Annotated in this window: 16 protein-coding genes and 1 tRNA gene; 4 read left to right on the forward strand and 13 right to left on the reverse strand. The window is 68.6% G+C overall.

Annotated elements, in window-relative coordinates; genetic code table 11:
- Nucleotides 1-3: 3 nt before the first annotated feature.
- The 4 genes from prmC to fadD1 all read right to left on the reverse strand — a co-directional run bounded on the left by prmC (nucleotide 4) and on the right by fadD1 (nucleotide 4,021).
- Entirely contained in the window at nucleotides 4-843 is an 840-nt protein-coding gene (gene prmC, locus ACZY1G_RS05075; protein ID WP_463822201.1) for a peptide chain release factor N(5)-glutamine methyltransferase, read from the reverse strand.
- 23 nt (nucleotides 844-866) lie between these two features.
- Nucleotides 867-1,910 (reverse strand): peptide chain release factor 1, encoded by a 1,044-nt coding sequence (prfA, locus tag ACZY1G_RS05080; protein ID WP_463815845.1) that lies wholly within the window; start codon nucleotides 1,908-1,910, stop codon nucleotides 867-869.
- Between the two features lie 121 nt (nucleotides 1,911-2,031).
- The gene (rpmE, locus tag ACZY1G_RS05085) at nucleotides 2,032-2,277 is read right to left on the reverse strand and encodes a 50S ribosomal protein L31 (protein WP_463815767.1); all 246 of its coding nucleotides are present in this window, start codon (nucleotides 2,275-2,277) and stop codon (nucleotides 2,032-2,034) included.
- 160 nt (nucleotides 2,278-2,437) lie between these two features.
- Nucleotides 2,438-4,021 (reverse strand): fatty-acid--CoA ligase FadD1, encoded by a 1,584-nt coding sequence (fadD1, locus tag ACZY1G_RS05090; RefSeq protein ID WP_463821801.1) that lies wholly within the window; start codon nucleotides 4,019-4,021, stop codon nucleotides 2,438-2,440.
- A gap of 129 nt (nucleotides 4,022-4,150) precedes the next feature.
- Here fadD1 and ACZY1G_RS05095 point away from each other — a divergent pair, with 129 nt between their 5' ends.
- Nucleotides 4,151-4,771 carry a TetR/AcrR family transcriptional regulator gene (locus ACZY1G_RS05095; protein WP_463815765.1) on the forward strand — a complete coding sequence of 207 codons (621 nt, stop codon included), beginning with the start codon at nucleotides 4,151-4,153 and terminating at the stop codon, nucleotides 4,769-4,771.
- A 1-nt stretch (nucleotide 4,772) separates the two neighbouring features.
- On the opposite strand, the gene ACZY1G_RS05100 is transcribed toward ACZY1G_RS05095, so the two are convergent.
- Nucleotides 4,773-5,363, reverse strand: coding sequence for a maleylpyruvate isomerase family mycothiol-dependent enzyme (locus ACZY1G_RS05100; RefSeq protein WP_463821802.1), 591 nt, complete (start codon nucleotides 5,361-5,363; stop codon nucleotides 4,773-4,775).
- A 97-nt stretch (nucleotides 5,364-5,460) separates the two neighbouring features.
- On the opposite strand from ACZY1G_RS05100, the gene ACZY1G_RS05105 reads away from it, so the two are divergent.
- Nucleotides 5,461-5,865, forward strand: a complete 405-nt coding sequence (locus ACZY1G_RS05105) for a MarR family winged helix-turn-helix transcriptional regulator (RefSeq protein WP_463822202.1) — start codon at nucleotides 5,461-5,463, stop codon at nucleotides 5,863-5,865.
- Here ACZY1G_RS05105 and ACZY1G_RS05110 read toward each other — a convergent pair.
- On the reverse strand, nucleotides 5,846-6,352 hold the full coding sequence (locus ACZY1G_RS05110) for a MarR family transcriptional regulator (protein ID WP_463815763.1): 507 nt from the start codon (nucleotides 6,350-6,352) through the stop codon (nucleotides 5,846-5,848). The two genes, ACZY1G_RS05105 and ACZY1G_RS05110, sit on opposite strands and share 20 nt — an antisense overlap.
- A 78-nt stretch (nucleotides 6,353-6,430) precedes the next feature.
- Here ACZY1G_RS05110 and ACZY1G_RS05115 point away from each other — a divergent pair, with 78 nt between their 5' ends.
- Nucleotides 6,431-7,396 (forward strand): quinone oxidoreductase family protein, encoded by a 966-nt coding sequence (locus ACZY1G_RS05115; protein WP_463821803.1) that lies wholly within the window; start codon nucleotides 6,431-6,433, stop codon nucleotides 7,394-7,396.
- A 3-nt stretch (nucleotides 7,397-7,399) separates the two neighbouring features.
- Here the strand turns inward: ACZY1G_RS05115 and rho are convergent, their stop codons facing one another.
- The 6 genes from rho to argS all read right to left on the reverse strand — a co-directional run bounded on the left by rho (nucleotide 7,400) and on the right by argS (nucleotide 16,131).
- Entirely contained in the window at nucleotides 7,400-9,388 is a 1,989-nt protein-coding gene (gene rho / locus ACZY1G_RS05120; RefSeq protein WP_463821804.1) for a transcription termination factor Rho, read from the reverse strand.
- A gap of 309 nt (nucleotides 9,389-9,697) precedes the next feature.
- Entirely contained in the window at nucleotides 9,698-10,651 is a 954-nt protein-coding gene (thrB, locus tag ACZY1G_RS05125) for a homoserine kinase (RefSeq protein WP_463822203.1), read from the reverse strand.
- Between the two features lie 15 nt (nucleotides 10,652-10,666).
- Nucleotides 10,667-11,746, reverse strand: a complete 1,080-nt coding sequence (gene thrC, locus ACZY1G_RS05130) for a threonine synthase (RefSeq protein WP_463815760.1) — start codon at nucleotides 11,744-11,746, stop codon at nucleotides 10,667-10,669.
- Nucleotides 11,743-13,059, reverse strand: coding sequence for a homoserine dehydrogenase (locus ACZY1G_RS05135; RefSeq protein WP_463815759.1), 1,317 nt, complete (start codon nucleotides 13,057-13,059; stop codon nucleotides 11,743-11,745). Before ACZY1G_RS05135 ends, thrC begins: the two co-directional genes overlap by 4 nt.
- Before the next feature lie 4 nt (nucleotides 13,060-13,063).
- Complete coding sequence (lysA, locus tag ACZY1G_RS05140; protein WP_463822204.1) at nucleotides 13,064-14,443, reverse strand: diaminopimelate decarboxylase; 1,380 nt, start codon at nucleotides 14,441-14,443, stop codon at nucleotides 13,064-13,066.
- Between the two features lie 35 nt (nucleotides 14,444-14,478).
- Nucleotides 14,479-16,131 (reverse strand): arginine--tRNA ligase, encoded by a 1,653-nt coding sequence (gene argS, locus ACZY1G_RS05145; protein ID WP_463821805.1) that lies wholly within the window; start codon nucleotides 16,129-16,131, stop codon nucleotides 14,479-14,481.
- A 101-nt stretch (nucleotides 16,132-16,232) separates the two neighbouring features.
- On the opposite strand from argS, the gene ACZY1G_RS05150 reads away from it, so the two are divergent.
- Nucleotides 16,233-16,308: transfer RNA gene (locus ACZY1G_RS05150), tRNA-Arg, on the forward strand.
- Nucleotides 16,309-16,359: 51 nt separating this feature from the next.
- Here the strand turns inward: ACZY1G_RS05150 and ACZY1G_RS05155 are convergent.
- Nucleotides 16,360-17,034, reverse strand: a complete 675-nt coding sequence (locus ACZY1G_RS05155) for a DUF2848 domain-containing protein (RefSeq protein ID WP_463821806.1) — start codon at nucleotides 17,032-17,034, stop codon at nucleotides 16,360-16,362.
- Nucleotides 17,035-17,101: the final 67 nt, after the last annotated feature.

Genomic DNA, 17,101 nt, shown 5'->3' on the forward strand with positions numbered 1-17,101 from the left:
CTCTCACTCGTCGCGCACGGCCGTCACGAAGCGTGGCCGCCCGGTGAGGTCGTGTCGAGCCGTCACGTCGGCGAATCGGCCGGTGCGGAGGAACGCGGCGACCGTACGCGGGGAGGTGGTGTCGTCGTGTTCCACGGCGCAGGAACCACCCGGGCGCAACAGGCGCGCGGCGACGTCGGCGATGCGGTCGATCACAGCCATCCCGTCCAGGCCACCGAACAGTGCATGAGCCGGATCATACTGCGCCACTTCAGGTTCCAGCTGTGCGCCGGCCGGGATGTACGGCGGGTTGGCCACCAGCAGATCCACGGTTCCGTCCAGGTCGGCGAGCACACCGGGCGCGGTGACGTCGGCGGACACCACCTCCACCGAGGTGCCTGCCGTGTTGCGGCGGGCGTAGCGCAGGGCGTCGGGCGAGTCATCGACGGCGACGACTCGGGCCCGGGGGCGGCCACTCGCCAGCGCCAGCGCCAGCGCCAGCGCCAGCGCACCCGAACCGGTGCACAGGTCGACGATCACCGGCTCGGGCGGCAGCGGCTGGGCCAGCGCCCACTCCAACAGCGCCTCGGTTTCCGGACGCGGGACGAACACCCCTGGCCCGACATGCACCGACACCGGGCCGAAAGCGGCCGTGCCCGTGAGGTGCTGCAGCGGGACGCGCTGAGCCCGGCGGGCGACCAACGCGGCGAATCGTTGCGCGAAGTCGGCGTCGGGAACAGTGAAGCCGACGAGCATCCGCTCGGTACCCGCGACGTGTGCGGCGAGTAGTTCAGCGTCGACCCTCGGCGATCCGACCCCGGCGGCAGCCAACTGGTCCGCGGCGTCGTCGATCAGACGCCGCATCGTCACGGGGCCGCCGGCCACGCTCACGACGCGCTCTGTAGCTTCGCCTGCCGGTCGGCCGCGGCCAGCGCGTCGAACAGCGGGTCGAGATCGCCGTCGAGGACCTGATCGAGGTTGTGGGCCTTGAAGTTGATCCGGTGATCGGCGATCCGGTTCTCGGGGAAGTTGTAGGTGCGGATGCGCTCACTGCGGTCCACGGTGCGGATCTGGCTGGCCCGGTCGGCAGAGGCATCGGCTTGGGCCTGCTCCTCGGCCAGCGACTGCAGCCGGGCGGCGAGAACTTGCATTGCCCGCGCCTTGTTCTGCAGCTGCGAACGTTCGTTCTGGCAGGTGACGACGATGCCGGTGGGCAAGTGGGTGATGCGCACGGCGGAGTCGGTGGTGTTGACGCCCTGGCCGCCCTTGCCCGAGGACCGGTAGACGTCGATGCGCAGATCGGATTCGTCGATCTGGACCTGCTCGATCTCCTCGGGTTCCGGGTACACGAGCACACCGGCTGCGGAGGTGTGGATGCGGCCCTGGGACTCGGTGACCGGCACCCGCTGCACGCGGTGCACTCCGCCTTCGAACTTCAGACGCGCCCACACACCGTCGGCGGAATCGCCCTTGCTGCGGATCGACAGGGTCGCGTCCTTGTAGCCGCCGAGGTCGGACGCGGTCTCGTCGAGCATCGTGACGGTCCAGCCGTGCCGCTCGGCGTAGCGGATGTACATCCGGGCGAGATCGGCGGCGAACAGCGCGGACTCCTCGCCGCCCTCGCCAGACTTGACCTCGAGCACGATGTCGTCGGCGTCGTGGGGATCGCGCGGGGCCAGCAAATCGGACAATGTGGTCTCGAGCCGCGCGACCGTCTCCGTGAGCTCGTCGACCTCCCCGGCGAACGAGGAGTCGTCGGCGGCGAGCTCCCGGGCCGTCTCAAGATCACCGCGCGCAGCCTCCAGCTTGCGGTAGGTGGCCACGATCGGCGAGATCTGGGAAAACCGGCGCCCCACCTTGCGAGCCATGGCCGGATCGGCGTGCAACTCGGGTTCGGAGAGGCGCTGCTCGAGTTCGGCGTGCTCCGCCATGATGGCGTCGACTGCCGAAGCGGTGTCGCTCACCTCGCCTCCGTTCCGAATCGGTCTACCCCGGTCATGAAACGGCGCCCGGCCTGCGCGGTGTGCAGCAGAGCGGGCGCCGTTCAGTCAGCTACTTGTCGCCGGAAGCCTCGGAAGCCTCGGAAGCCTTGGTGCGCTTGCCGTACCGCTTCTCGAAGCGGGCGACGCGGCCGCCGCTGTCGAGGATCTTCTGCTTGCCGGTGTAGAACGGGTGGCACTGCGAGCAGACCTCGACGGTGATGTTGCCGCTCTTCTTCGTGCTGCGGGTGGTGAAGCTCGCACCGCAACCACACAGCACGGTGGTCTCGACGTAGTCCGGATGGACGCCTGTTTTCATGGTTTCCTCTTCGATCGTGGGCCCCGGGTCGCCCCTCCCGCGTCGGGAGGTATCGGCGTGAACCGGAACCGAGGTGTCGGCACCCGGCCGGAGGGGCCGGAAGGCTGGCCCAATTATGCCAGGTCAACCGCCAACAGCCTAAACGCGCGCCATCGGACCGCTATTCCGTGAGCCCGGCGACCCCGGAGTAGGTCCGCCCGTCCCGTCGCCAGAGCCGCCGCCCCGCCGGATCGGTGCCCATCGCGACCAGCTCGCGCTTGAGTACCTTGTTGGTCGCGGTCGCGGGCAGCGCGTCGGCCACCCAGACGTGGCGCGGCCACGCTTTCGGGGACAGGTCGGGCTGCCCGGCGAGGAAGATCCCGAACTCCTCGGGGGTCAGCGTTGCGCCGTCGGCGAGCACGACCGCGGCCATCACCTGGTCGCCGACCAGTTCGTCGGGGACCGGATAGACCGCGACCTGGCTGATCGCGGGCAGGCGGCCGAGGATTCGTTCGATCGGTGCCGCGGTCATGTTCTCGCCGTCGACCCGCATCCAGTCGGCGGTGCGTCCGGCCAGGTAGATCCAGCCGTCGGCGTCGCGGTAGGCGAGGTCCCCGGACCAGAACATGCCGTGGCGCATCCGCTCCTCGGTGGCGTCCTCGTCGTTGTAGTAGCCGGCGAACATCCCCGGCCCCTCGGTGTTGACCAATTCGCCGATCGCGGCGTCGCCGTTGCGCAGTGCGCCGTGCTCGTCGAACTCCGCGACAGCGCACTCGGTCAGCGCCTCGGGGTCGTAGATGGCCACCCCCGGGAAACCCTTGCCGATCGATCCCGGCGGGCAGCCCTCCTCCCGGGTGACCGTGACCGCGTTCTCGGTCGATCCGAAGCCGTCCCAGACCTGACATCCGAACCGACGGGCGAATTCGGCGATGTCGCGGTCGCTGGCTTCGTTGCCGAAGGCGATGCGCAGCGGATTGTCGCTGTCGTCGGGCCGCTCCGGGCGGGCCAGCAGATAAGCCAGTGGCTTGCCGACATAGTTCATGTAGGTGACGCCGTGGCTGCGGACATCGTCGAGGAAGCGCGACGCGCTGAACTGCGCCGGCGCCATGGCCGCGCCGGAGTTCAGCGCCACAGACCAGCCCGCGAGCACCCCGTTGCTGTGGAACAGCGGCATCGACAGGTAGCACACGTCTGCGGGAGTGATGGCGAAGCGGCCGGCCAGCGCGGCGCCCGCGAGCACGACCATCGCGTGCATCATCTTGACGGCCTTCGGGTCGCCGCTGGTGCCCGAGGTGAAGATCAGCATGAAGGTGTCGGTGGGGCCGACCTCCCGGTGCGGCACCAACGGTGGCGCCTGCGTGGTCGCCTCTTTCCACTGCGCGCTCCCGGTCCGCAGCACCTCCACACCAGCGAGGTCCACCCCGTCGAGCAATTCCGCGTGGGCGTCGTCGGTGAGCAGGATCTGCACATCGGCGCGCCGGATGTCCCGAGCGAGCGCCTCACCGCGGCGGGTGTCGTTGATACCGCACAACACGTAGCCGCCCAGTCCGGCGGCAGCCAGTGCCGTCAGCATCTCGGGGCTGTTGCCGAGCAGCACGCCCACGTGCAGGGGCCTGGTGGGATCGGCCAGACCGATGAGGGCGGCTGCCTGCGTCTCCGCCTCGGCGAGGTGTTGGCGCCACGTCCAATGCTGCCCGTCATGGGTCACTGCGAGTCCGTCGTCATCGCGACGTTCCCGGAGGAGCTGCTGCACGGTATCGGCCATGAGCCCCGCCCTTCGCGATTGTGAACAGTTTCCGGCACTTGTCTACTCGACCGGCCGGCGAAGCGTACCAACGGCCCGGCGACCATTTGCGAAGATAGGGCGGTGAGCGTGGACACCGGGGCAGATCGTGTGACCGACCCGCAGGCGACCCCCGTGGTGCGCGGACGATCGGTTCGGGACCGCCTCATCGACGCGGCTGAGCAGTGCCTGACGGCCAAAGGCATTCGTGCGACCACGGTCTCGGAGGTCGCCGAAGTGGCCGGGGTCAGCCGGGGCTGGCTCTACCGGCACTTCCCGGACAAGGCCGAGCTTCTCGGGGCGGCGATCGTCCGGCTCAACGAGGCATTTTGGACCGAGTCGCAAGCCCGACTCGACGCGGTAGAGGGGCTCGACGAACGTATTGCCGTCGGGGTCGCACTGGCCCGCCGGGAGTCAGAGGCCCCTGGCGCGCTGGTCCTCAAACTGCGCCAGCAGGAGCCGGAGGCCTTCACCGCCTGCGCCGGCCTCGGTGTGCGCGGCCTGGTTCCGGAGATCGCAGCGTTCTGGAAGCCCTACCTGCAGGCCGCGGTCGACAGCGGCGAGATCCATCCCGCGACCGATTGCGACGAAGCCGCCGAGTGGATCGCGCGGATCATCGTGAGCCTGGCGACAGTCCCGGGCGAGCAGTGTGACCTCGACGATCACGCGTCGGTCCTGCGCCATGCCCGGCGCTACATTGTGGCAGGGTTGCGGGCCGAACCGGCGCCCTGACCTACGCGGCCGTGGCCGCCCGGCCGGTCATCTGCATCAGCAGGTCGCGGATCGGGGCGTGGTGTGGGCGCCCCTCCCCCACCTCGAAATCGACATCGGTGGCCACCAGCCGCCGCCCGGCGAGGTGCCGCCGCGCCTGGAACGGAAAGCCCATCTCCCAGACCCGATGCGCTGCTGCGACGGCGGCATCCTCGGGCATCGCGCGATCGATACCCAGGGGCACGCACAGGTCCTGACCGTGCACGAGCAGGTCGATCAGCGGCTCCATCACCGACGTGCCCGGCGGATGGCGCCGCGACTCGGCGTCGGTCCGCAGCGCCTCGGCGATACGCACGGGGGTGCGCTGGTCAGCGCGGGCCATGCGGTCGACCACGGCGTTGAACCGAAAGCCGCCGCGCGCGGCTTCGAAGAGGATGCGCGGCGCGGGCAAGGTCGCGTGGGTGAGATGCACGGCAACGTCACGGACCGACCAGCCGGCACACAACGACGGCGTCGACCAGCACTCGGGCGAGTCGGCGTCGAGCGCCTCGATCAGATCGGCGAGCTCGCGACGCTGGGTGGCGATGTGTCGCCGTGCGGTGTCGTCGTCCACGGAACCTCCCGGTTTAGTCAGGTATCCTGATGAAAATAGTCAGGTCTTCGTACTAAAGTCAACGGCTGTGACCGACAATCCGGGTACGGCGGTGCTGATGTTCATTGCGCATCGCGATGTCGAAACGCGCGTGATGGCAGCCCTGGCCGCGACGGGGGTGACCGATGTGACCGTGGCCCAGTCACGACTCCTGCAGCGCCTGAGCCCGGCCGGGACGCGATTGACCGACCTCGCCGATCAGGCACGCGTCACCAAGCAGACCGCTGGTGCACTCGTCGATCAACTCGAGCGCGCGGGCTACGTCGTCCGCCGACCAGACCCGACCGATGCACGGGCGCGCCTGGTGACCCTCAGCGAGAAGGGCGTTGCGCTGTGCCGCGTGGCCGCCGACGAAGTCGCGCGGACAGAGCGCCAATGGCGCGAGCACCTCGGGGCGCGATCTTTCGACGCACTGCGCGCGGCATTGCTGTCGCTGCGTGAGATCACCGACCCATACCGCTGACGGGCCGCCACACCGTCGGGCCCGAGGTCAGCAGGTCGCCGAGCACCGTGGCAAGCGTCTGCAGCTCTGCGCTCGAGTAGCGGTCGAGGAACTCCCGCAGCGCCTCGGATTTCTCGACGTGCATTCGTCGGTGGACACGGTCGAGCAGCACGCCGTCCTCGGTCAGCGTCAGGCGCACTTCCTTGCGATTTCCGGGCACGGGGCTGCGGTCCACCAGGCCCGCCTCGACCAATCGCTGCACGTACTTGGAGACCGTGCCCTTGAGCTGGCCGGTGCGAGCGGAGAGCCCGACGATGTTGGTCGCGCCCTCTCCTATCGCCGCCAGTACGTGGATTGCGACGGTCGGCATCTGCCGGATGGCGCGTTCGAGCCGGTCCGGGCACGCCGCGACGAGGTAGTCGCGCTCGGCGTCGCGTCCGTCTTCCAGTTCCGCGAGCGCAACCAGCAGGCCTTCGATCCGGGCCACGACGTCCGCCTTGGTTGCCACGGAAACCATAGTGACACCGAACCGCCGTCGAGATATGGTTTCTATGGAAACATTCTTTCTGGAAACCAAGGAGTCGCCATGAAAGCAGCCGTCGTCACCGCGTTCGGAGAGGCGCCGCAGTACGCAGACATCGCTGATCCGCCCGAGGACGCCATGACGGGGACGGTGCTCGCCGCCTCCGTGAAGAACCTGGACAGGAGCCTGGTCAGCGGGCGCCACTACGGGAGCAGCGGCCTGACGCCGCCGTTCGTGCCGGGCGTCGACGGAGTGGTCGCTCTGCCCGACGGCCGCCGGGTCTACAGCTCCTCGGTCGGGACACACGGCATGATGGCCGAGCGCACCGTCGTAGACCCGTCTCGGATGGTCGTGCTGCCCAGCGGAGTCGACGATGCGCTCGCCGCCGCCGTCCCGAACCCCGGTCTGTCAGCCTGGTTCGCCCTCGAATACGCCGCGCAGGTGCAACCCGGCCACTCCGTACTCATTCTGGGCGCGACGGGCGTGACCGGGCGCGTCGCCGCACAATTGGCCAAGCACCGATTCGGAGCGGGGCGAGTCGTGGTCGCCGGCCGCAACGGGGAACGGCTGGCCGAGCTGAGACGCTCGAGCGCCGACGACGCCCTGACCATCGGTGACGACCTCACCGAGCAGGTGGCGTCGCGCCACGCCGAGCAGCCGTTCGACGCGGTCCTCGACTACCTGTGGGGTCCGGTGGCCGAACGCACGCTCGCTGCGCTGGGCAATGCAGGGCTGACAGCGAACTACCACAGCACCCGCTACGTGCAGATCGGTGCCATGGCCGGGGATCCGATCAGCCTGCCCTCGGCAGTCCTGCGCAGCGCTGGCGTGACGCTGGCCGGGGTCGGCTTCGGCAGCGTGCCCGCTGACGCGCAGACCCGCGCGAGCAGCGAATTCCTTCCGGAGCTGTTCGCCATGGCTGCCGCAGGCGACCTCGAGATCGACGTCGTGCGTCGACCTCTGGCCGACGTCGAGACGGTCTGGACGACGCCGGCACCGTCGGGAGCACGCGTTGTGCTGATCCCCTGACGGTCAGTCGTCGCCGTTGCCGCCGGGCGTGTTCTTGGAGACCTGGAGCAGGAACTCGTAGTTGTTCTTGGTCTTTCGCAGCTGGCTCATCAGCAAGTCGATCGCCTGATGCGGGTCCAGCCCCGAGAGCACGCGGCGCAACTTGTGCACGATCGCGAACTCGTCGGGAGAGAGCAGCAGCTCGTCCTTGCGGGTACCCGACGGATTCACGTCCACCGCAGGGAACACTCGGCGCTCAGCGATCTTGCGGTCGAGCTTGAGCTCGGCGTTACCGGTGCCCTTGAACTCCTCGAAGATCACCGTGTCGCCGGTCGACCCGGTCTCGACCATCGCGGTGGCGATGATCGTCAGCGAGCCGCCCTCTTCGATGTTGCGCGCCGCGCCGAGGAACCGCTTCGGCGGATACAGCGCGGTCGAGTCCACACCACCGGAGAGGATGCGTCCCGAAGCGGGTGAGGCGTTGTTGTAGGCGCGACCCAGGCGGGTGATCGAGTCCAGCAGGACGATGACGTCCTTGCCCTGCTCCACGAGGCGCTTGGCGCGCTCGATGGCGAGCTCGGCGGCCTGGGTGTGGTCTGACGGCGGCCGGTCGAAGGTGGAGGCGATGACCTCACCCTTGACCGAGCGCTGCATGTCGGTGACCTCTTCGGGCCGTTCGTCGACGAGCACGACCATGAGGTGGCACTCGGGGTTGTTGCGGGTGATCGCGTTGGCGATGTCCTGCATGATCGTGGTCTTACCGGCCTTGGGCGGGGACACGATCAGCGCGCGCTGGCCCTTGCCGATCGGCATGATCAGGTCGATGACGCGGGTGGTCAGTTTGTCGCCGCTGGTCTCCAGGCGCAGACGCTGGTTCGGGTAGAGCGGCGTGAGCTTGGTGAACTCGGGCCGCTTCCTGGCCTCTTCGACAGGCTTGCCGTTGACGGAGTCCAGCCGCACCAGGGGATTGAACTTCTGCCGGGCGTTCTGTCCCCCGCCATCGCCCTCCTTGGGCACGCGCACGGCGCCGGTGACCGCATCGCCGCGGCGCAGGCCGTTCTTGCGGACCATGTTCATCGACACGTAGACGTCGTTGGGACCCGCGAGGTACCCCGAGGTGCGGACGAACGCATAGTTGTCGAGGACGTCGAGGATGCCGGCGACCGGCTGGACGACATCGTCCTCGCGAAGTTCGGTGTCGCGGTCGAGATTGCCGCCACCACCTTCACCGCCGCGTTCGCGGCGTCGGCGGTCGCGGAACCGGCGGCCGCGCCGGCCCTGCCGGCCGTCACCGTCGTCGTCGTTGTCGCTGTCCTGGTTGCGATTGTCCTGGTTGCGATTGCCCTGGTTGCGATCGTCTTGGTTGCGATTGCCCTGGTTGCGATCGTTCTGTTGGTTCTGGTTGCGGTTGTCGTTCTGACGATTGCCGCCGTCGTTCTGGCGTGCGCCGTCGTTCTGGCGTGCGCCGTCGTTCTGGCGTGCGCCGTCGTTCTGGCTGCGGCCGTCGCGGTCGGACTTCTCCGCCGTCTTTTCCGACGCGTCGCGCGCGCCGTCCTGAGAGTCCTGACGCTCCTGCTCGGGCTTGCGCTCCGGCGCCTCGGTGGCGGTCGGCGCAGCGTCGGCACGCGGAGCGTCCTCGCTCGCGGGCTGCTCAGCGGTCTTGGGTTCGCCGGTCTTGGGCTCGCCCTGCCCGCGGGAGGCAGATCGGCGCTCACGGCGCTGCGGCGGCGCCGCATCGGCCGGCGCGGAGCCCTCGGCAGCGGGTGCAGCTGCGGCGGATTTGCCGTTGCCGTCCCCGCGGCGCTCGCGGATGGCGGCGATCAATTCGCCCTTGCGCATCCCGGAGGCGCCTTCGACGCCGATCTCCTTGGCCAGCGTGCGCAGCTCAGGCAGCACCATGCTGGTGAGAGCGCCACGGCGCGCCGGCGCGGCGGGAGCGTCAGTGGTCACGGCAAGCGGCAGCGCACCATTGTCGGCGCTGGAGTCAGCCGTGATGAGGTCCGTATCGGTCACGGATTTCCTTTCTTCCCCCGCTGATCTTGGTCAACGCGAGGGTTCTGTGCGCTCAGTCCAATTTGCTGAACGCTGAGGTCACACCGCTGCCACAGCAACAGTGATCCACGGGTCCGCCGGGATGGGACACAACCGTCGGTCCACGAGTTGAGCACCTGAAAAGTGTGGGTTGTCCTGAGGTCTCTGCAGTCGACGCAGGAAGAGACGCCTGCGATTGCTGGACGATTGCGAGAATAACCCGCTTCCGGGCGGGAAGCAAGAAACACGGTGATTCATCTGGTGCGTGTGTGATTGACGCGTTTGCGGCGGTCAGGGGCGGGCGGCCACATCTGCGGACCACGTGACACCCTGTCCGACCGGCGTCTTCACCACGGTGAACCCGAGTTCTCGACCCCGCTCGACCGCCTCATGGGGCAGTCCCGCGTGGTGCTCGGCGTGAAGACCGAATGCGAGCACTGCGGGCCCGGCGCCCGACAGCACTGCTGGTATGCCACAACGACGCAGAACATCGAGGTATTCCGCAGACGCCGGCAGCGCCGGCGCGCGCTGCGGCTGGTGCAGCACGTCCTCGGTCGCCGCCATCAGCAGGTCCGGCCGCTCGGTCAGCGCCACCACCAGCAGCGCCGCCCGGCTCACGTTGAAACGGGCGTCGGTGTGGCTGACGCGCTCGGGAAGCAGGATCCGGGTCTCGGCGGTCGAGGAACGCACCGCGGGGATCGCGCTGAACAACACGATGTCTGGATGAAGCCGGATCGGCGCCGCGGCGTAGCGCGGCGATGCCCCCGCCCCTTCGGTCCATGACACGACCGCACCGCCCAGTACCGCGGCCGACGCGTTGTCGGGGTGCCCTTCGAACTCCGAGGACACCTGCACCAGCGTCTCGGTGCACATGGGTCTCGAACCCGCTTGTGCGGCAATGCCGTTCGCAGCCGCAAGGCCGCCGACCACCGCGGCTGCCGACGAACCGAGGCCACGAGAGTGGGGAATGCTGTTGCAGCAGCGCACGATCATCCCCGGCGCCGACACGTTCGTCTCCTGTAATCCTCGCTGGATCGCCCGCACCACGAGGTGGGTCGCGTCGAGAGGAACCTGCCCCTCCCCTTCGCCCTGCACCTCGACGACTAGACCAGAATCCGTTGTCTCGACTGTGATTTCGTCATAGATCCCGAGAGCGATGCCCATGCTGTCGAAGCCGGGGCCGAGGTTGGCGCTCGACGCGGCCACTTTCGCGGTTGCGGTCAAACCCGGGGGCAGGGCGCGGATCGCGGACACGTCGGCTCAGACCAGGCCGAGCTTGGCCACGACGGCGACCGGATCGACGGGAACCGGGATCACGGCCGGCATGCCCTTCAGCGCTGTGTCGGGATCCTTGAGTCCGTTGCCGGTGACGGTGCACACCACGGTGGAACCCTTGGTGACCCAGCCGTCTTCGATGGACTTGAGCAGGCCGGCGATGCTGGCCGCCGACGCGGGCTCGACGAACACACCCTCGGTGCGGGCCACCAGGTGGTAGGCCGCGAGAATCTCTTCGTCGGTGGCTGCGAGGAACTTGCCGTCGGACTGCTGCTGGGCCTCCACCGCCTGCGTCCAGGACGCCGGCGAGCCGATCCGGATCGCGGTCGCGATGGTCTCGGGGTCGCTGACGGGCTCACCGGACACCAGCGGTGCGGCGCCGGCGGCCTGCGTGCCGAGCATGCGGGGCAGGCGCGCAGCGAGGCCGTCGCGGTGGTATTCGGTGTAGCCCTTCCAGTACGCGGTGATGTTTCCGGCGTTGCCGACCGGAAGCGCGTGCACGTCAGGCGCGTCGCCGAGCGCGTCGACGATCTCGAACGCAGCGGTCTTCTGCCCTTCGATACGGAACGGGTTGACCGAGTTGACCAGTGACACGGTCGGGAAGTCAGCGGTCAGCTTGCGGGCGAGCTCGAGGCAGTCGTCGAAGTTGCCGTCGATCTGAATGATCTTGGCGCCGTGCATGACCGCCTGCGCGAGCTTGCCCAGCGCGATCTTGCCCTGCGGCACGAGCACCGCGCAGGTGATGCCGGCCCGCGCGGCGTAGGCGGCTGCCGAGGCCGACGTGTTGCCCGTGGAGGCGCACAGCACCGCCTGCTGACCGCGGGCGACCGCCTCGGTCACGGCCATCGTCATCCCGCGGTCCTTGAACGAACCGGTGGGGTTGAGGCCCTCCACCTTCAGATGCACGGTGCAGCCGGTGTAGTCGGACAGCCGCGGGGCGGGAAGCAGCGGAGTTCCGCCCTCCCGCAACGTGATCGGCGTCCACGAGTCGTCGATGGGCAGCCGCTCGCGATAGGCCTCGATCAGTCCAGGCCAGGGCTGGTGCACGGCGCGGGTGGTGTTCACTCTGCAGTCCCTTCCATCCGCAGCACGCTGTTGATGCTGGATACCACTTCCAGATCAGCAAGCGCGGCAACGGTTTCCGATAGTGCGGCGTCGGTCGCCCGGTGGGTGACCACGACGATGCGGGCGCCGCAACGCGTTCCGCCCTCGTCGACCATGCCTTCCTGACGCACCTCGGCGATGCTGACCTCGCGCTTGGAGAACTCAGCGGCGACGGCCGACAGCACGCCGGGACGGTCGGTGACGTTCATGTTGACGTAGTAGCGGGTCGGGATCAGGCCGATCGGCGCCACGGGCAGCTTCGCGTACTTGGACTCTCTCGGGCCGCGACCGCCTTGCACACGGTTTCGGGCAGCCATCACCACGTCACCCAGCACCGCCGATGCGGTCGGGGCGCCGCCTGCACCCTGCCCGTAGAACATCAGTCGGCCGGCCGCCTCGGCTTCCACGACCACGGCGTTGAATGCCCCGCTGACGGACGCCAGCGGATGGGTCAGCGGCACCAAGGCCGGATAGACCCGGGCCGAAACCCGCTGTTGCCCATCGTCATCGGTGAGCCGCTCGCAGATCGCCAGCAGCTTGATCGTGCATCCGAGCGCGCGCGCGGAGGCGAAGTCGGCGGCGCTGACCTTCGTGATGCCCTCGCGGTACACATCGTCCGCGGTGACCCGGGTGTGGAAGGCGATCGAGGCGAGAATGGCCGCCTTGGCGGCGGCGTCGAATCCCTCGACATCGGCGGTGGGGTCGGCTTCGGCGTAGCCCAGCGCGCTGGCGTCGGCCAGGGCGCTGTCGTAATCGGCGCCCGTGCTGTCCATCGCGGACAGGATGTAGTTGGTGGTGCCATTGACGATGCCGGCCACCCGCAGCACCGTGTCGCCGGCCAGCGACTGGGTCAACGGACGGATCACCGGGATCGCGCCGGCCACGGCGGCCTCGAAATACAGGTCCACGTGGGCGTTCTCGGCCGCCTGGGCGAGCTCGCCTGCCGCGACGGCCATCAGGGCCTTGTTGGCGGTGACGACGGATTTGCCCTGTTCGAGCGCCGACAGGATGGCCTTGCGTGCCGGTTCCACCGGACCCATGAGTTCGACGACGATGTCGATGTCGTCACGGGAGACAAGGCCGTCGATGTCGTCGGTGAGCAGGTCCACCGGCACCCCGCGATCATCGGCGACGCGGCGCACGCCGATGCCTCGGACCTCCAACGGCGCGCCGATGCGCGCGGTCAGGTCGGCCGCGCTGCGCTCGATGATGCGCACCACCTCGCTACCGACGTTGCCGTGGCCCAGAACGGCCACCCCGATCGCGTCACTCACCGCGTTACCTCACTTCCAGACTCAACAAGTCATCGACCGTTTCCCGGCGCAGGACCAGGCGGGTCTGCCCGTCGCGCACGGCCACCACGGCCGGCCGGCCGATCAGGTTGTATCGGCTCGACATCGAATAGCAGTATGCGCCGGTGGCGGCCACACCGAGCAGGTCACCCGGCGTCACGTCGCCGGGCAGCCAGGCGTCGCGCACCACGATGTCGCCACTTTCGCAGTGTTTCCCGACCACACGGGACAGCACGGGAGCCACGTCGGTGGTGCGCGAGAGCAGCCGCACGTCGTATTCGGCCCCGTAGAGCGAGGTGCGGATGTTGTCACTCATCCCGCCGTCGACGCTGACGTAGCGGCGCTGCCGGTCCGCCGCGATCGCCACGTCCTTGACGGTGCCGACTTCGTAGACCGTGATGGTGCCCGGGCCGGCGATCGCGCGTCCCGGTTCGACGACGAGCCGCGGCGCGGGCAGCCCGACGGCCGCTGACTCGTTCTCGACGATCGCCCCGATCTTGGCTGCGAGGTCCTCCATCGGCGGCGGATCGTCGGACGGGAGATAGGAGATGCCGAGCCCCCCGCCGAGGTCGACGATCGACATCTGCGCGGTCTTGGCGACACCGAACTCGGCGACCACATCGCGCAGCAACCCGATCACCCGGTGTGCGGCGAGCTCGAAACCCGCGACGTCGAAGATCTGGGAGCCGATGTGGCTGTGCAGGCCGACCAGCCGCAGGTGATCGGCGTCGAACACCCGGCGCACCGCGGCCATCGCGGCGCCGCTGGCGAGCGACAGCCCGAACTTCTGGTCCTCGTGCGCGGTCGAGATGAACTCGTGGGTGTGGGCTTCCACACCGACGGTGACGCGGATCAGCACGTCCTGCACGACGCCTGCGGCACCGGCGATCGCGTCCAGCCGCTCGATCTCGGTCATCGAGTCGACCACCACATGCTCTATGCCGGCCTGCACGGCTGCCGTCAGCTCGGCAATCGACTTGTTGTTTCCATGCAGCGCAATACGATTCGCAGGAAAACCGGCGTGCAGCGCGACCGCGAGCTCACCACCACTTGCGACGTCGAGGGACAGACCTTCCTCGTCGACCCAGCGGGCGATCTCAGTGCACAGGAACGCCTTCGCGGCATAGCGCACGTGGTCGCCGCCGCCGAAGGCTGCCGCGATCTCCTTACAGCGAGAACGGAAGTCATCCTCGTCGACGACGAACACCGGGGTGCCGTACTCGGCGGCGATGTCGGCCACCGATACCCCACCGATGGTCAGGACACCCGAGTCGTCGCGAATGGCGTTGCGCGGCCACACTTTCGGCGCTAATGCGGCGACGTCCGCCGCGGTCTGGGGCCGGGCCGGTGCGCCCGCGTGGTGAATCTCTTCAGCGTGACGGGGCCCGGCCGGGTGGGCGATCACATCCGCTCCGGCGCGCTGACGCCGAGGATGGTCAGGCCGTTGGCGATCACCTGGCGAGTAGCGGCGCAGAGGGCCAGGCGCGCGGCGTGCAGATCGCCGGGTTCCTCGTCGCCTTGGGGCAGCACCCGGCAGGAGTCGTAGAAGCGGTGGTAGTCGCCGGCGAGGTCCTCGAGGTAGCGCGAGACGCGGTGCGGTTCGCGGAGCGCCGCCGCGGTGGCGAGCACCCGTGGGAACTCGCCGATGTTGCGAATCAGCGTGCCCTCTTTGTCGTGAGTCAGCAGATCCAGGTGGCCGGTGTCGGGCGTGATGCCGAGGTCGGCGGCGTTGCGGGCCAGCGCGGACAGCCGCGCGTGCGCGTATTGCACGTAGTAGACCGGGTTTTCGGCCGACGCGGACGACCAGAGCGCGAGGTCGATATCGATCGGGGTGTCGACCGAGCTGCGGATCAGCGCATAGCGCGCGGCGTCGACGCCGATCGCCTCGACCAGATCGTCGAGGGTGATCACAGTGCCGGCGCGCTTGCTCATCCGGACCGGCTGGCCGTCGCGCACCAGGTTGACCATCTGGCCGATGAGGACCTCGACGCTGTCAGGATCGTCGCCGAGGGCGGCCGCGGCGGCTTTGAGCCGCGCGATGTAGCCGTGATGGTCGGCGCCGAGCATGTAGATGCACAGGTCGAAGCCGCGCTGCCGCTTGTCCAGGAAGTAGGCCAGGTCACCGGCGATGTACGCCGGGTTGCCGTCGCTCTTGATGACGACGCGGTCCTTGTCGTCGCCGTAGTCGGTGGTGCGCAGCCAGGTGGCGCCGTCCTTCTCGTAGATGGCGCCGGTCTCGCGCAGCTTGGCGATCGCCTGGTCGACGCGACCGGAGGTGTGCATCGAGTCTTCGTGGGTGTAGATGTCGAAGTCGGTGCCGAACTCGTGCAGCGAGGCCTTGATGTGGTCGAACATCAGGTTGACGCCGATGGCGCGGAACGTCTCGCGCATCTGCTCGTCGGGCAGGCTCAGCGCGTCGGGCTCCTTGGCGAGAACCTGTGCGGCGATGTCGCCGATGTAGGAGCCTGCGTAGCCGTCCTCGGGGGTCGGCTCCCCCTTGGCGGCGGCGATCAGCGAGTTGGTGAACCGGTCTATCTGCGCACCGTGGTCATTGAAGTAGTACTCGCGTACCACCTCTGCGCCCTGGGTGGTCAGCAGCCGGCCCAGCGCGTCGCCGACGGCGGCCCAGCGCGTGCCCCCGATGTGGATGGGGCCGGTGGGGTTGGCCGAGACGAACTCGAGGTTGACCTTGCGGCCGGCAAGTTGGGCGGACGTTCCGTAGCCGGCGCCGGCGGCCATGACGTCTCCGACCAGCACGTTCTGCGCGGCGGCCTCGATGCGCAAGTTGACGAAGCCGGGCCCGGCGACGTCGGCGGCGGCGATGCCGGGCTGCTCGACGAGTGCGGTGGCCAGCCAGCCGGCCAGCTCGCGGGGGTTGGCGCCGACCTTCTTGCCGAGCTGCAGGGCCAGGTTGGTGGCGTAGTCGCCGTGCTCGGGGTTACGGGGGCGTTCCACGGTGACGGTAGCCGGCAGTGCAGAGGTGTCCAGGCTGTGCGCATCGAGCACCGCGGCAGCGGTGCTGCGGAGCAGTTCGGCCAGATCGGCGGGGGTCACGAGGGACCATCCTATGGTCTGGGGCCCGTCTGCCCCGAATCCGTTTCCCCGCGCGGATGCGCTACGCTAGCCACGCCCGATTCGGCGCAGTGTCATCATGCGCCCCCGTAGCTCAGGGGATAGAGCGTCTGCCTCCGGAGCAGAAGGCCGCAGGTTCGAATCCTGCCGGGGGCACCACGTCATAACCTCCACCCGATGCGCCCGGGATCTGCCCCGGCGCACCGCGACTCAGCCGATGGGCTCGGGCATCGGTTCGGTGCGGTACTGGCACGTCGAGGTGAATCCGGTTGCCGGATCTGACAATTCGACTTTCCACGCGTCGGCGAACTGGTTGACCTCGGGCAGCATGGTGATGGTGCCCGACAGCAGCACGGTGCCGGGACGGAACAGGCCGCGCTCGCGCAGGACGCCCACCCAGTAGTCGGGACCCAGCAGGTCGGCCATCGTGCCGGACTGGATCAGCGTCTCGTCGGCACCCACCCAGGCCTTGAGGGTGATCGCGTCGAGCCGGTCGGCGATGTCACGCAGGCGCCACGCCTTGGTGCCCAGCACGTCGGGGGCGGCGTTCTTGCTCCACGCCACACTGTGGGTTTCCAGGGTGCGGTCGGTGTGGTCACACGCCACCGTCAGGAGGACGTCTTCGTCGTCGGTGATCACCAGCGCCCACTCGGCCTCCCCCGAGGTGTGGTCGTGCTGGGTGTGCACGGTATCGGTCTGCTGTGCCAGGTAGGGCGAGACGGGGTATAGCGCGGGTGTGACAGACGGGGCAGGTACGCCGAGCTCGGCCAGTTCCGCGATGTGCGCGGCCACCTCATCCTGGTTGCGACCTGCATATCCGGCGTTGAGGACCGTGGTGGGCTCCACCGTCACCGTGGATCCTTCGGGCAGTTCGAACGTCAGCATCAGGCCTGCTCCTTCTCGTAAATTTTGCGTTTCACCGCTTGACCGTCATTCGGCATACATGTTGTAT

It is taken from the genome of Mycobacterium sp. IDUB_5, from assembly GCF_055419565.1.